This window comes from Pseudomonas costantinii (assembly GCF_001870435.1).
Taxonomy (GTDB): domain Bacteria; phylum Pseudomonadota; class Gammaproteobacteria; order Pseudomonadales; family Pseudomonadaceae; genus Aquipseudomonas; species Aquipseudomonas costantinii.
The window spans coordinates 253,700-267,963 of record NZ_MDDR01000039.1 but is presented as its reverse complement, the minus strand read 5'-3'; the positions used below and the strand labels follow the sequence as shown (position 1 = coordinate 267,963).

The 14,264-nt window shown below is 57.5% G+C and carries 11 protein-coding genes; 10 read left to right on the top strand and 1 reads right to left on the bottom strand.

All coding sequences use genetic code 11. The annotated features are described in order from the left end of the window. Positions 1–192 precede the first annotated feature (192 nt). From BFL40_RS25065 to BFL40_RS25035, 7 genes are all read left to right on the top strand, one after another. Complete coding sequence (locus tag BFL40_RS25065) at positions 193–3,024, top strand: 2-oxoglutarate dehydrogenase E1 component (RefSeq protein ID WP_071486442.1); 2,832 nt, start codon at positions 193–195, stop codon at positions 3,022–3,024. A 44-nt stretch (positions 3,025–3,068) separates the two neighbouring features. Continuing rightward, positions 3,069–4,292 carry a 2-oxoglutarate dehydrogenase complex dihydrolipoyllysine-residue succinyltransferase gene (gene odhB / locus BFL40_RS25060; protein WP_071486441.1) on the top strand — a complete coding sequence of 408 codons (1,224 nt, stop codon included), beginning with the start codon at positions 3,069–3,071 and terminating at the stop codon, positions 4,290–4,292. Positions 4,293–4,390: 98 nt separating this feature from the next. Then, positions 4,391–5,827, top strand: coding sequence for a dihydrolipoyl dehydrogenase (gene lpdA, locus BFL40_RS25055; protein WP_071486440.1), 1,437 nt, complete (start codon positions 4,391–4,393; stop codon positions 5,825–5,827). Between the two features lie 202 nt (positions 5,828–6,029). Further along, a complete protein-coding gene (gene sucC / locus BFL40_RS25050; protein ID WP_003233235.1) occupies positions 6,030–7,196 on the top strand; it encodes an ADP-forming succinate--CoA ligase subunit beta in 1,167 nt (388 codons plus the stop codon). Continuing rightward, a complete protein-coding gene (sucD, locus tag BFL40_RS25045) occupies positions 7,196–8,077 on the top strand; it encodes a succinate--CoA ligase subunit alpha (RefSeq protein WP_032859181.1) in 882 nt (293 codons plus the stop codon). The genes sucC and sucD overlap by 1 nt, the downstream gene beginning before the upstream one ends. Positions 8,078–8,491: 414 nt before the next feature. Beyond that, positions 8,492–9,805 carry a branched-chain amino acid transport system II carrier protein gene (gene brnQ, locus BFL40_RS25040; protein ID WP_071486439.1) on the top strand — a complete coding sequence of 438 codons (1,314 nt, stop codon included), beginning with the start codon at positions 8,492–8,494 and terminating at the stop codon, positions 9,803–9,805. Positions 9,806–10,067: 262 nt separating this feature from the next. Next, a complete protein-coding gene (locus BFL40_RS25035) occupies positions 10,068–10,808 on the top strand; it encodes a DUF599 domain-containing protein (protein WP_071486438.1) in 741 nt (246 codons plus the stop codon). A 105-nt stretch (positions 10,809–10,913) separates the two neighbouring features. On the opposite strand, the gene BFL40_RS25030 is transcribed toward BFL40_RS25035, so the two are convergent. After that, on the bottom strand, positions 10,914–11,171 hold the full coding sequence (locus tag BFL40_RS25030; RefSeq protein WP_071486437.1) for a hypothetical protein: 258 nt from the start codon (positions 11,169–11,171) through the stop codon (positions 10,914–10,916). Positions 11,172–11,329: 158 nt separating this feature from the next. Between BFL40_RS25030 and BFL40_RS25025 the strand changes: the two genes are divergently transcribed. The 3 genes from BFL40_RS25025 (at position 11,330) to htpG (ending at position 14,249) form a co-directional block, all read left to right on the top strand. Beyond that, on the top strand, positions 11,330–11,803 hold the full coding sequence (locus BFL40_RS25025) for a PaaI family thioesterase (protein WP_071486436.1): 474 nt from the start codon (positions 11,330–11,332) through the stop codon (positions 11,801–11,803). Then, positions 11,803–12,255, top strand: a complete 453-nt coding sequence (locus BFL40_RS25020; protein ID WP_071486435.1) for a PaaI family thioesterase — start codon at positions 11,803–11,805, stop codon at positions 12,253–12,255. The genes BFL40_RS25025 and BFL40_RS25020 overlap by 1 nt, the downstream gene beginning before the upstream one ends. A gap of 89 nt (positions 12,256–12,344) precedes the next feature. Then, complete coding sequence (htpG, locus tag BFL40_RS25015; RefSeq protein WP_071486477.1) at positions 12,345–14,249, top strand: molecular chaperone HtpG; 1,905 nt, start codon at positions 12,345–12,347, stop codon at positions 14,247–14,249. The last annotated feature ends 15 nt before the right edge of the window (positions 14,250–14,264 follow it).

Sequence of the window (14,264 nt, the reverse complement as noted above, 5' to 3'; positions counted from 1 at the left end):
GTTTTAACTTGAGCAGCGACTTACAAAGCCGCAGCTCTTATTTTGAAGAAATGAGACAAGCAGGGGCATTCGGGTTGGTACCCGAACTATCAGCGTGATCCTAAGTGGCTTGTTTTGGTCGCTGCACTTGGCCTTTTGCAAGCAAACTCGGTGTTTTCGCCGGTGGTGTCCCCAAATCGAGGGTGACCAAGCATGCAAGAAAGCGTGATGCAGCGCATGTGGAACAGCGGCTATCTTTCAGGTGGTAACGCTGCCTATGTGGAAGAGCTTTATGAGCTCTACCTGCACGACCCTAACGCTGTGCCAGAAGAATGGCGCACCAAATTTCAGACGTTGTCTTCAGACGGCAACGCTGCCACCGATGTATCGCACGCAACAATTCGCGATCAATTTGTGCTGCTGGCAAAGAACCAGCGCCGCGCCCAACCGGTTTCCGCCGGCAGCGTGAGCAGTGAGCATGAGAAGAAGCAAGTTGAAGTGCTGCGACTGATCCAGGCCTACCGGATGCGTGGCCACCAGGCGGCCCAGCTTGACCCGCTGGGGCTCTGGAAGCGTCCTGCACCTGCTGACCTGTCGATCAATCATTACGGCTTGACCAATGCCGATCTTGATACGACCTTCCGTGCCGGCGACCTGTTCATCGGCAAAGAGGAAGCGAGCCTACGCGAAATTCACGAAGCGTTGCAGCAGACATATTGCCGCACCATTGGCGCTGAGTTCACGCACATCACCGATTCCGAGCAACGCCACTGGTTCCAGCATCGCCTGGAAGGCGTGCGTGGCCGTCCGGTGCTGTCCGCCGATGTGCGCAGCCACCTGCTGGAGCGCGTGACCGCAGCCGAAGGTCTCGAGAAATACCTGGGTACCAAATACCCGGGCACCAAGCGTTTCGGTCTGGAAGGCGGCGAGAGCCTGATTCCAATGCTCGACGAACTGATCCAGCGTTCCGGTTCCTACGGTACCAAGGAAATCGTGATCGGCATGGCTCACCGTGGTCGCCTGAACGTGTTGGTCAACACGTTCGGCAAGAACCCGCGTGAGCTGTTCGACGAGTTCGAAGGCAAGAAGAAGGTCGAGCTGGGTTCCGGTGACGTTAAATATCACCAGGGCTTCTCGTCCAACGTGATGACCACCGGCGGCGAAGTTCACCTGGCCATGGCCTTCAACCCATCCCACCTGGAAATCGTTTCTCCAGTGGTCGAGGGTTCGGTGCGTGCTCGTCAGGATCGTCGTAACGACTCTACCGGTGAAAAAGTTCTGCCGATTTCCATCCACGGTGACGCGGCATTTGCCGGTCAAGGCGTGGTCCTGGAAACGTTCCAGATGTCGCAGACTCGCGGCTTCAAGACCGGCGGTACGATTCACATCGTCATCAACAACCAAGTGGGCTTCACCATCAGCAACCCGCTGGACGCGCGCTCTACCGAGTACGCGACCGACGTTGCCAAGATGATCCAGGCGCCGATCCTCCATGTGAATGGTGATGATCCGGAAGCCGTGCTGTTCGTGACCCAGTTGGCGATTGATTACCGCATGCAGTTCAAGCGTGACGTGGTCATCGACCTGGTCTGCTACCGCCGTCGCGGTCACAACGAAGCGGATGAGCCTAGTGGCACCCAACCGTTGATGTACCAGCAAATCACCAAGCAGCGCACCACCCGTGAGCTGTACGCCGAAAGCCTGATCAAGGCCGGCGTAGTGGACGATGCACGTGTTCAGGCGAAGATCGATGAATACCGCAACGCATTGGACAATGGTCTGCATGTAGTAAAAAGCCTGGTTAAAGAGCCGAACAAAGAGCTGTTCGTTGACTGGCGCCCGTACCTGGGCCACGCCTGGACTGCGCGTCACGACACCTCGTTCGATCTGAAAACCCTGCAGGAACTGTCTGCCAAGCTGCTGGAAATTCCGGATGGCTTCGTCGTACAGCGCCAGGTTGCGAAGATCTACGAAGACCGTCAGAAGATGCAAGCCGGCGGCCTGCCGATCAACTGGGGTTACGCTGAAACCATGGCGTACGCGACCCTGGCGTTCGAAGGTCACCCGATCCGCATGACAGGCCAGGACATCGGCCGTGGTACGTTCTCGCACCGTCACGCGGTTCTGCACAACCAGAAAGACGCGGGTACCTACATCCCGTTGCAAAACCTGTACGAAGGCCAGCCACGTTTCGACCTGTACGATTCGTTCCTGTCCGAGGAAGCCGTACTGGCGTTCGAATATGGTTACTCGACCACTACGCCTCAGGCACTGGTGATCTGGGAAGCCCAGTTCGGCGACTTCGCCAACGGTGCCCAGGTGGTTATCGACCAGTTCATCACCAGCGGCGAGCACAAGTGGGGCCGTCTGTGCGGTCTGACCATGCTGCTGCCACACGGTTATGAAGGTCAGGGGCCGGAACACTCCTCGGCCCGTCTGGAGCGTTACCTGCAGCTGTGCGCCGAGCACAATATCCAGGTGTGCGTGCCGACTACCCCGGCCCAGATCTACCACTTGCTGCGTCGCCAGGTAATCCGCCCGCTGCGCAAGCCGCTGGTAGTGCTGACTCCGAAATCGCTGTTGCGTCACAAATTGGCCATCTCGACCCTGGAAGATCTGGCCGAAGGTTCGTTCCAGACCGTTATTCCGGAAATCGACACACTGGACGCAGCCAAGGTCACTCGCCTGATCCTGTGCAGCGGCAAGGTCTACTACGACTTGCTGGAAAAACGCCGTGCCGAAGGCCGCGAAGACATCGCCATCGTGCGTATCGAGCAGCTTTACCCGTTCCCGGAAGACGACCTGATGGAGGCCATCGCGCCTTACACCAACCTCACCAATGTGGTGTGGTGTCAGGAAGAACCGATGAACCAGGGCGCGTGGTACAGCAGCCAGCATCACCTGCGTCGCAGCATCGGTAACCACAACAAGGCCCTGGGCCTTGAGTACGCCGGTCGTGATGCTTCTGCTGCACCTGCGTGTGGTTATGCGTCGATGCACGCCGAGCAGCAGGAAAAACTGCTGCAAGATGCTTTCACTGTTTAACGCCTTCGCGCTGACTGAAACCGAATTTTAAGGACCCACAGATAATGGCTATCGAAATCAAAGCCCCGTCATTCCCGGAATCGGTTGCCGATGGCACCGTTGCCACCTGGCACAAAAAACCAGGTGAGGCCGTCAAGCGTGACGACCTGATCGTTGACATCGAGACCGACAAAGTCGTTCTGGAAGTGTTGGCTGAGGCTGACGGCGTGCTGGGCGCGATCGTTGCTGAAGAGGGCGCTACCGTCCTGTCGAACCAAGTGCTGGGCTCGATCGAAGAGGGCGGTGCTGCTACCGCTGCTCCAGCCGCTGCTGCACCGGCTGCCGCTTCTGCTCCAGCTGCCGCCCCAGCTGCTGGTGGCGAAGATCCAATCGCTGCCCCGGCTGCTCGTCAGTTGGCCGAAGAAAACGGCATCAACCTGGCTTCCATCAAAGGCACCGGCAAAGACGGCCGTGTGACCAAGGAAGACGTGGTTGCTGCGGTTGAAGCCAAGAAAAACGCTCCGGCTGCCGCACCTGCCAAGGCTGCTGCTCCGGCTGCCGCTGCGCCTGTGTTCGCTGCTGGCGACCGCACCGAGAAGCGCGTACCGATGACTCGCGTTCGTGCCACCGTGGCCAAGCGCCTGGTTGAAGCACAGTCGAACATGGCGATGCTGACTACTTTCAACGAAGTCGACATGACCGAAGTCATGGCTCTGCGTTCGAAGTACAAGGATCTGTTCGAGAAGTCCCACAACGGCGTGCGCCTGGGCTTCATGTCGTTCTTCGTGAAAGCGGCTACCGAAGCGCTGAAACGCTACCCGGCAGTCAACGCTTCCATCGACGGCACCGACATCGTTTACCACGGCTATGCAGACGTCGGCGTTGCCGTGTCCAGCGACCGTGGCCTGGTGGTGCCGGTTCTGCGTAACGCTGAGCTGATGAGCCTGGCTGAAATCGAAGGCGGCATCGCCGGTTTCGGTAAGAAAGCCCGTGACGGCAAGCTGACCATCGACGAGATGACCGGTGGTACCTTCACCATTACTAACGGTGGTACCTTCGGTTCGATGATGTCGACCCCGATCGTCAACCCGCCACAAGCTGCGATCCTGGGCATGCACAACATTCTGCAGCGTCCTATGGCGATCAACGGCCAAGTCGTGATCCGCCCGATGATGTACCTGGCGCTGTCGTACGATCACCGCCTGATCGATGGTAAAGAAGCCGTGACTTTCCTGGTGACCATCAAGAACCTGCTGGAAGACCCGGCTCGTCTGCTGCTGGATATCTGATAGAAGCAGCTGCAGGCTCTGTGACAGGCTGCCCATAAGGCAGTTTGGCTCAGGGCTTGCGGCTTGAAAGCTTGCTGCTAAATAGAGGAACTATTTTCATGTCGCAGAAATTTGACGTTGTAGTGATTGGTGCAGGTCCTGGCGGCTATGTTGCCGCCATCAAGGCTGCACAACTGGGCCTCTCGACTGCTTGCATCGAAAAATACACCGACAAGGAAGGCAAACTGGCACTGGGCGGTACTTGCCTGAACGTCGGTTGCATTCCTTCCAAGGCGCTGCTGGACAGCTCCTGGAAATTCCACGAAGCCCAAGACGGTTTCGCGATCCACGGCATTAACCACGCTGGCGTGACTATGGACGTGCCAGCAATGGTCGGCCGTAAAGCCAACATCGTTAAGGGTCTGACTTCCGGCGTTGCGACCTTGTTCAAGGCCAATGGCGTAACGTCGATCCAGGGCCACGGCAAGCTGCTGGCCGGCAAGAAGATCGAAATCACCAAGCCAGACGGTTCGGTTGAAGTTATCGAAGCTGAAAACGTGATCCTGGCTCCAGGTTCGCGCCCAATCGACATTCCACCTGCTCCAGTCGACAACAACGTGATCGTTGATTCGACCGGCGCCCTGGAATTCCAAGCTGTTCCTAAGCGTCTGGGTGTGATCGGCGCTGGCGTGATCGGCCTGGAACTGGGTTCGGTATGGTCCCGTCTGGGTTCCGAAGTCACCGTTCTGGAAGCCCTGGACACGTTCCTGCTGGCTGCCGACACCGCGGTGTCCAAAGAAGCGCTGAAAACCCTGACCAAACAAGGTCTGGACATCAAGCTGGGCGCCCGTGTTACCGGCTCCAAGGTCAACGGCCAAGAAGTCGTTGTGACCTACACCGACAAGAATGGCGAGCAAACCATTACGTTCGACAAGCTGATCGTAGCCGTTGGTCGCCGTCCAGTGACCAACGACCTGCTGGCTTCCGACAGTGGTGTGACCCTCGACGAGCGCGGTTACGTGCATGTTGACGATCACTGCGCTACCACCGTTCCTGGCGTCTACGCCATCGGCGACGTGGTTCGCGGCATGATGCTGGCGCACAAGGCTTCCGAAGAAGGCATCATGGTTGTCGAGCGCATCAAGGGCCACAAAACCCAGATGAACTACGACCTGATCCCATCGGTTATTTATACCCACCCGGAAATTGCATGGGTCGGCAAGAACGAACAGCAGTTGAAAGCTGAAGGCGTTGAAGTTAACGTCGGCACCTTCCCGTTTGCCGCTTCTGGCCGTGCCATGGCAGCTAACGACACCGGTGGTTTTGTCAAAGTCATCGCTGATGCCAAGACTGACCGTGTATTGGGCGTCCATGTGATTGGCCCAGGCGCAGCAGAACTGGTTCAGCAGGGCGCGATCGGTATGGAATTCGGCACCAGTGCCGAGGACATCGGTATGATGGTCTTCTCCCATCCGACCCTGTCCGAAGCGCTGCACGAAGCCGCGTTGGCAGTGAATGGCCATGCCATCCACATCGCCAACAAGAAGAAGCGCTAAACGAGATAATAAGAAACCACGGCGGTTGCCCGTCGTGAGCCTTGTGCGCAAGACTCACCGCGGAATATCCGCTGGACGCAGTCTTGCGCAGCTTTACGGGCCTTGAGCCCAGCAAGTTGTGCAAGCAGCAGTCACAGGTGGCGCGGCACTCATAATGAGCGCAGCGCCGAATGCGCAGTACCTAACGAAGACGGTAAAAAGCATGAATCTTCACGAGTATCAGGGTAAGCAGCTGTTCGCTGAATACGGCCTGCCAGTATCCAAGGGCTACGCAGTAGACACCCCGGAAGCAGCAGCAGAAGCTTGCGACAAAATCGGTGGTACCGAGTGGGTTGTCAAAGCCCAGGTCCACGCTGGTGGTCGCGGTAAAGCGGGCGGCGTTAAGCTGGTTCGCAGCAAAGAAGACGCCAAGGCCTTCGCACAGCAGTGGCTGGGCAAGCGTCTGGTGACTTACCAGACTGATGCCAATGGCCAACCAGTCACCAAGATCCTGGTTGAATCGTGCACTGATATCGCTAAAGAGCTGTACCTGGGCGCTGTCGTTGACCGTTCGAGCCGTCGCATCGTGTTCATGGCTTCCACCGAAGGTGGCGTGGACATCGAGAAGATCGCTCACGAAACCCCAGAAAAAATTCTGAAAGCCACTATCGATCCACTGGTTGGCGCTCAGCCATTCCAGGGTCGCGAGCTGGCTTTCCAGCTGGGCCTGGAAGGCAAGCAAGTTGCCCAGTTCGCCAAGATCTTCGTAGGTCTGGCCAAACTGTTCCAGGATCACGATCTGGCCCTGCTGGAAGTGAACCCGCTGGTGATCAAGGCTGACGGCGATCTGCATTGCCTCGACGCCAAGATCAACATCGACGCCAACGCCATGTACCGTCAGCCTAAGCTGAAGACTTTCCACGATCCGTCGCAAGACGATCCGCGCGAAGCGCACGCTGCCAAGTTCGAACTGAACTACGTAGCCTTGGAAGGTAACATCGGTTGCATGGTCAACGGTGCTGGCCTGGCCATGGGTACCATGGACATCGTCAACCTGCATGGCGGCAAACCAGCCAACTTCCTCGACGTGGGCGGCGGTGCTACCAAAGAACGCGTAACCGAAGCTTTCAAGATCATCCTGTCCGACTCCAACGTCGCTGCAGTACTGGTCAACATCTTCGGCGGCATCGTTCGTTGCGACATGATTGCCGAAGGCATCATCGGTGCAGTGAAAGAAGTTGGCGTTAAAATCCCGGTTGTTGTTCGCCTTGAAGGTAACAACGCTGAACTGGGCGCTAAAGTACTGGCAGAAAGCGGTTTGAACATCATCGCGGCTACCAGCCTGACCGACGCTGCTCAACAAGTTGTTAAAGCTGCGGAGGGCAAATAATGAGCGTCCTGATCAATAAAGACACCAAAGTTATCTGCCAGGGTATTACCGGTTCGCAAGGTAGTTTCCACACCCAGCAAGCCATCGAATACGGCACCAAGATGGTTGGCGGCGTAACTCCGGGCAAAGGCGGCACCGAGCACCTGGGCCTGCCAGTGTTCAACACTGTGAAAGATGCTGTTGCTCAAACTGGCGCTACCGCCAGCGTGATCTACGTTCCAGCTCCTTTCTGCAAGGATTCCATCCTGGAAGCAGCATTCGGCGGCATCAAGCTGATCGTTTGCATCACCGAAGGCATTCCTACCCTGGACATGCTGGACGCTAAAGTTAAGTGCGACGAGCTGGGTGTTACCCTGATCGGCCCTAACTGCCCAGGCGTGATCACTCCAGGCGAATGCAAGATCGGCATCATGCCAGGTCACATTCACTTGCCAGGTAAAGTCGGTATCGTTTCGCGTTCCGGCACCCTGACCTACGAAGCTGTTAAGCAAACTACTGACGCCGGTTTCGGTCAGTCGACTTGCGTCGGCATCGGTGGTGACCCGATCCCAGGCTCGAACTTCATCGACATCCTGAAGCTGTTCCAGGAAGACCCGAAGACCGAAGCGATCGTCATGATCGGTGAGATCGGCGGTTCGGCTGAAGAAGAAGCGGCTGCCTACATCAAGGCACACGTGACCAAGCCGGTTGTTTCCTACATCGCTGGTGTGACTGCCCCTGCTGGCAAGCGCATGGGCCATGCTGGCGCAATCATCTCCGGCGGCAAAGGCACTGCAGACGAGAAGTTTGCTGCCCTGGAAGACGCAGGCGTTAAAACCGTGCGTTCGCTGGCAGACATCGGCAAGGCTTTGTCCGAGCTGACCGGTTGGGCTGTCAAGTAAGCCTCGCGCTTAGCTGACGCTTTACCAACACAAAGGCCACCTTCGGGTGGCCTTTGTGCGTTTTGGGGGATCGTTCCCACGTTCTGCGTGGGAATGCATCCCGTGACGCTGCGCGTCACCTACGCAGGATCAAGGCGGGACGCGGAGCGTCCAGAGCGGCATTCCCACGCAGAGCGTGGGAACGATCAATTAAGTATGAAAACGCGACATTAAAATGTCGCTTATCGGACAGTTCGCCCTGCAACAGTGCGTTTGTCAGCCTAATTCTGTACCCTAGCCGCCTCTTTATGCGTGCGCATCCCAAAAGGAAGCCCCGCGCTAGACCGGTCGGCTCCCATAAGGGCCGGCAGTATTTCCCTCATCCATAGGGAAGCCCTCTCTAAATTCCGATTCAGTAGTGTGGTATTTCCTCAAATGAAAGTGTTGAAAAGCCAGGACATCCTGGCGTTAGGCTTTATGACTTTTGCCCTGTTCGTGGGCGCCGGCAACATCATCTTCCCGCCGATCGTTGGTTTGCAGTCCGGGCCTCATGTCTGGATGGCGGCGCTGGGCTTCCTGATCACGGCAGTCGGTCTGCCGGTGGTCACCGTGATCGCCTTGGCCAAGGTCGGCGGCGGTATGGACGCACTGAGCAGCCCAATCGGCAAGATCGCCGGTGGCCTGCTGGCGGCGGCGGCGTATTTGGCGGTAGGGCCGCTGTTCGCGACCCCTCGTACCGCGACCGTTTCGTTTGAAGTGGGTCTGGCACCGCTGACCGGGGAGAGCCCGCTGGCGCTGTTCCTCTACAGCTCGGTGTACTTCCTGCTGGTGTTCTTCATCTCCCTGTACCCTGGCCGTTTGCTGGACACTGTAGGGCGCTTCCTGGCGCCGTTGAAGATCATCGCCCTGGCGGTATTGGGCATCGCAGCATTTGCCTTGCCGGCCGGTGATGTGGGTGTCGCTACCCCTGAATATGTCGCCGCACCGTTTTCCCAAGGTTTCATCAATGGTTACCTGACCATGGATACCCTGGGCGCCCTGGTCTTCGGCATTGTCATCGTCAACGCTATTCGCTCTCGTGGTGTCGAGTCGCCGAAGCTGATCACCCGCTACGCGATCATTGCCGGGCTGATTGCCGGCGTGGGTCTGGCGTTGGTGTACATCAGCCTGTTCCGACTGGGGGCGGGCAGCCATGCAGTGGCCGCTGGTGCAAGCAATGGCGCTGCGGTTTTGCATGCCTACGTGCAACACACCTTCGGCTCCCTGGGGAGCGGCTTCCTTGCAGTATTGATCTCCTTGGCGTGCCTGGTGACTGCGGTGGGCCTGACCTGCGCCTGCGCCGAGTACTTCAGCCGTGTACTGCCGCTGTCCTACAAGACGCTGGTGGTAATCCTGGCGGTGTTCTCGTTGTTCGTCTCCAACCTGGGCCTGACCAAGCTGATCGCTTTCTCGATCCCGGTGCTGACCGCGATCTATCCGCCGTGCATCGTGCTGGTGGCCCTGAGCTTCTGTAAAGACTTCTGGCAGGAGCAGGGCCGTATCGTTGGTCCGGTGATGTTGGTGTCGTTCATCTTTGGTTGCATCGATGCGCTCAAGGGCGCTGGCTTGGCGGATTGGATGCCTGCGCAATTGGCGCACCTGCCGCTGAGCGAGCAAGGCCTGGCGTGGCTGGTGCCGTCGGTGATGACCTTGGTCGTCGCGGTAGTGGTTGACCGCATGCTCGGCAAGCGTAGCGAAGCCATCGCGTAACGCTGGTTCTGCGTTGTACCGAAATGCCTCGTATCAATCGATACGGGGCATTTTTTATGGGGCGCGCGCAGTGTCTTTTGATCTGGGCTAACGTCGAACAGATTACGAAAATTTCAAGTTGGAACCCGGTCAATGTGGGAGCTGGCTTGCCTGCGATAGTGTCGGGTCAGACGACCTGGCATCGACTGGAAAACGCCATCGCAGGCAAGCCAGCTCCCACAGTAGATCGTGCTCATCATTCTTACTGTGTATAAGGCCCCGCATGTCGTTCGTCGAAACCAATCAGATCCACCTGCTTGCCGCGCTCTGGTTCGTCCTGTGCTGGGGCGGTTACACCCGATACGCCACCTGGAAAGCCCGCGATACTGCGTGCCTGGCCAGCGTGCTGCACCTGTACCGCGAAGATTGGATGCGCCGCATGCTGTTGCGCGACAACCGTATCGCCGACGCCAGTGTGATCGGCAATCTGGAGCGCAATGCCTCGTTCTTCGCCTCCAGCACCCTGATCATCCTCGCCGGTATTCTCACCGTGCTGGGTGCTTCCGAACGGGCGGTCTCGCTGCTGGCGGACATCCCCATGGTGCAGCAGGCTTCCCAGGGTATGTCGGAAATCAAGCTGTTGTGCCTGGCGCTGGTCTTCGTTTACGCATTCTTCACGTTCAGTTGGTGTATGCGCCAATACAACTTTGCGGCGGTGCTGGTAGGGTCGGCGCCGATGATCGGTGAGCGGCATGTGTCGGAGCAGGAGCGTAAGGCGTTTGCGCTGCGGGCGGCACGGGTCATTTCCATGGCCGCCAACCAGTTCAACTTCGGCCTGCGGTCTTACTACTTCGGTATGACCATGCTGGCGTGGTTTGCCAGCCCATGGTTATTCATGTTGATGAGCAGCGGGGTAGTGGTGGTGCTGTATCGCCGGGAGTTTCATTCCGACGTATTGCAGGTGATGGTCTACACACCGACCGATATGTCGGTGCTGGAAGCGTCTAAAGAAGCTGCGTCTTAACTCGGGGTGCCAAGGTGAGTTCAACTTTTCAGCCCTGGTAAAGCAGCAGATAAAGTAAAGCCCGCTATGTAAGCGGGCTTTCTTTTTGCAGCAACAGCCAGACTATTAGTTCTTGGCTGGTTCTGCTGGAGCGGCAGGTGCTGCTTCTTTCGCGGCGGCTGCGTTCGATTCAGCCTGAGCTTTGGCAGCATCAGCGTTTTCTTTCGCTGCGTCGTTCACTTTATCCTGTGCTGTCGCCATGTCTTTCTGAGCTTGCTCAGAATGTGCTGCAGCGTCTTGGGCCTTGTCTTCGGATTTCTTGTCGCAGGCAGCGAGACCGAGGGCAGCGGCCAGCATCATGGAAATAGCTAAAGTCTTACGCATGGGGTGTTTCTCCTTAGTGAAGATATCTTCTGGCCTTTCGAGCTTGGTGGGCCAGCATTAGTTCCTTTTATCCCACAGATATATAAAGCTTTTTTCCAAAGGAACTTTCCCCGGTAAACCCTATCCGCAGGATTCACACTAATAAGAGTCTGGAACCAATGACCGAAAACCCGTTGTTAGAGCGTGCCGCACGCTTTGTTTCGGCTCTGCGCCATTGTCAGGTGTTGGGCATTACCGTGCATGCCGCCAGCGAGGAGGGCATGACGCTGGCGCTGCCCTACGGCCCACACATCGTCGGTGACCCCCAGACCGGCGTGATTCACGGTGGTGCGCTGATCTCCTTGATGGACACGGCCTGTGGCATGGCCACGCTGTGTGTGCTGCCCGAATTTGAGGTGTGCCCGACCCTGGACCTGCGCGTCGACTACATGCATCCCGCCGAGCCGCATAAGTCGGTGTTCGGCTTTGCGCAATGCTACCGGGTGACGACTGACGTGATCTTTACGCGTGGCTTCGCCTACCAGGATGACCCGCAACAACCCATTGCCCATGTGGTGGGCACATTCATGCGTATGGGCAAGCGCCTCAAAGGTACACAAGGATTGGGCAGCACGATTAAAGGGGATAAGTGATGGCACACCGATTCAAGACCCGCCTCGAACAGGCCCATGAGCGTGGTAATTACGAGGCACTGCTTGACTTGGTTCCTTACGCCAAGCTGATCGGCATGGAATGCACCCGGCTTGGGGATGAATTGCTATTTCGCATGCCGGCCAACAAGGACAACATTGGTAACCCGATATTGCCGGCGCTCCACGGCGGAGTGATTGCCGGTTTTATGGAACTGTCGGCGGCGTTGCACCTTTTGGTGTTTACCGGTGCGCCAGGCATCCCCAAAATCATCGATTTCTCCCTGGATTACCTACGCGCCGGCCAGTTTCGTGACACCTATGCCAAATGTCAGGTGTGGCGCCAAGGCAGGCGGGTTGCGAATGTGGCGATCACCGCCTGGCAAAGTACTCCGGCGGAACCGATTGCCACCGCCCGCGCACATTTCAAAATTGAGGAATCGATGCGCCCTTGAAATCCCTGTCTTAGCCCCCAACTTTGATGACAACCCGCCGCCAACCCTCAAGGGTGCGGCCACTGCCATCCAATTGGAGTTTGATGACCATGAGTGTGGAAACTCAAAAGGAAACCCTGGGCTTCCAGACCGAGGTGAAGCAACTGCTGCACCTCATGATCCATTCGCTGTATTCCAACAAGGAAATTTTCCTTCGCGAATTGATCTCGAACGCCTCTGACGCTGTCGACAAATTGCGCTTCGAAGCCCTGTCCAAGCCTGAGCTGCTGGAAGGTGGCGCCGAACTGAAAATCCGCGTGAGCTTCGACAAAGACGCCAAGACCGTCACCCTCGAAGACAACGGTATCGGCATGAGCCGTGAAGATGCGATCACCCATTTGGGCACCATCGCTAAATCCGGCACCGCCGATTTCATGAAGAACCTGTCGGGCGATCAGAAAAAAGATTCGCACCTGATCGGCCAATTCGGCGTGGGCTTCTACTCGGCCTTCATCGTGGCTGACAAGGTTGAAGTATTCAGCCGCCGTGCTGGTCTCGCCGCGAGCGAAGGGGTGCACTGGTCGTCCAAAGGCGAGGGCGAATTCGAAATCGCCACCGTCGAGAAGGCTGATCGCGGCACCCGTATCGTGCTGCACCTCAAGGACGCTGAAGATGAGTTCGCTGACGGCTACCGCCTGCGCAACGTCATCAAGAAGTACTCCGACCACATCGCTTTGCCAATCGAGCTGCCGAAAGAACAGGCCGCTGCCGAAGGCGAAGAGCCGCCGGCGCTGGAATGGGAAACCGTCAACCGCGCCAGCGCTTTGTGGACCCGTCCGCGTACCGAGATCAAGGACGAGGAATACCAGGAGTTCTACAAGCACATCGGTCACGACTACGAGAACCCGCTGAGCTGGAGCCACAACAAGGTCGAAGGCAAGCTGGAATACAGCTCGCTGCTCTACGTACCGGCCCGCGCTCCGTTCGACCTGTATCAGCGTGAAGCGCCGAAAGGCCTGAAGCTCTACGTGCAGCGTGTGTTCGTGATGGACCAGGCAGAATCCTTCCTGCCGCTGTACCTGCGTTTTATCAAAGGTGTGGTCGATTCCAACGATTTGTCGCTGAACGTGTCGCGGGAAATCCTGCAGAAAGACCCGATCATTGATTCCATGAAGTCGGCGCTGACCAAGCGCGTACTCGACATGCTGGAAAAACTGGCGAAGAACGAGCCTGAGCAATACAAGGGCTTCTGGAAAAACTTCGGCCAGGTCATGAAAGAAGGTCCGGCTGAAGATTTCGCCAACAAGGAAAAAATCGCCGGCCTGCTGCGCTTTGCTTCGACGCATGAAGAGGGTGGTGAGCAGGTCGTGTCCCTGGCCGAGTACCTGGCACGCGCCAAGGAAGGTCAGGACAAGATCTACTACCTGACCGGCGAAACCTACGCCCAGGTCAAGAACAGCCCGCATTTGGAAGTCTTCCGCAAGAAAGGCATCGAAGTGCTGCTGCTGACCGACCGTATCGATGAGTGGCTGATGAGCTACCTCAATGAGTTCGACGGCAAGTCTTTCGTCGACGTGGCCCGTGGTGACCTGGACCTGGGTAACCTGGACTCCGAAGAAGAGAAGAAAGAAGCCGAAGAAGTCGCCAAGGCCAAAGAGGGTCTGGTTGAGCGGATCAAGGCATCCCTGGGTGAAGCCGTCAGCGAAGTGCGGGTTTCCCACCGCCTGACCGATTCCCCGGCAATCCTGGCCATCGGCGAAGCGGACCTGGGCATGCAGATGCGTCAGATCCTCGAAGCCAGCGGCCAGAAGGTTCCGGACTCCAAGCCTATCTTCGAATTCAACCCGGCTCACCCACTGATCGAGAAACTCGATGGCGAGCAGAGCGAAGAGCGTTTTGGCGACCTGTCGCACATCCTCTTCGACCAGGCGGCCCTGGCCGCGGGCGACAGCTTGAAAGACCCGGCGGCTTACGTGCGCCGACTGAACAAGCTGTTGGTTGAACTGTCGGTTTAACACCTTTATAGAAAA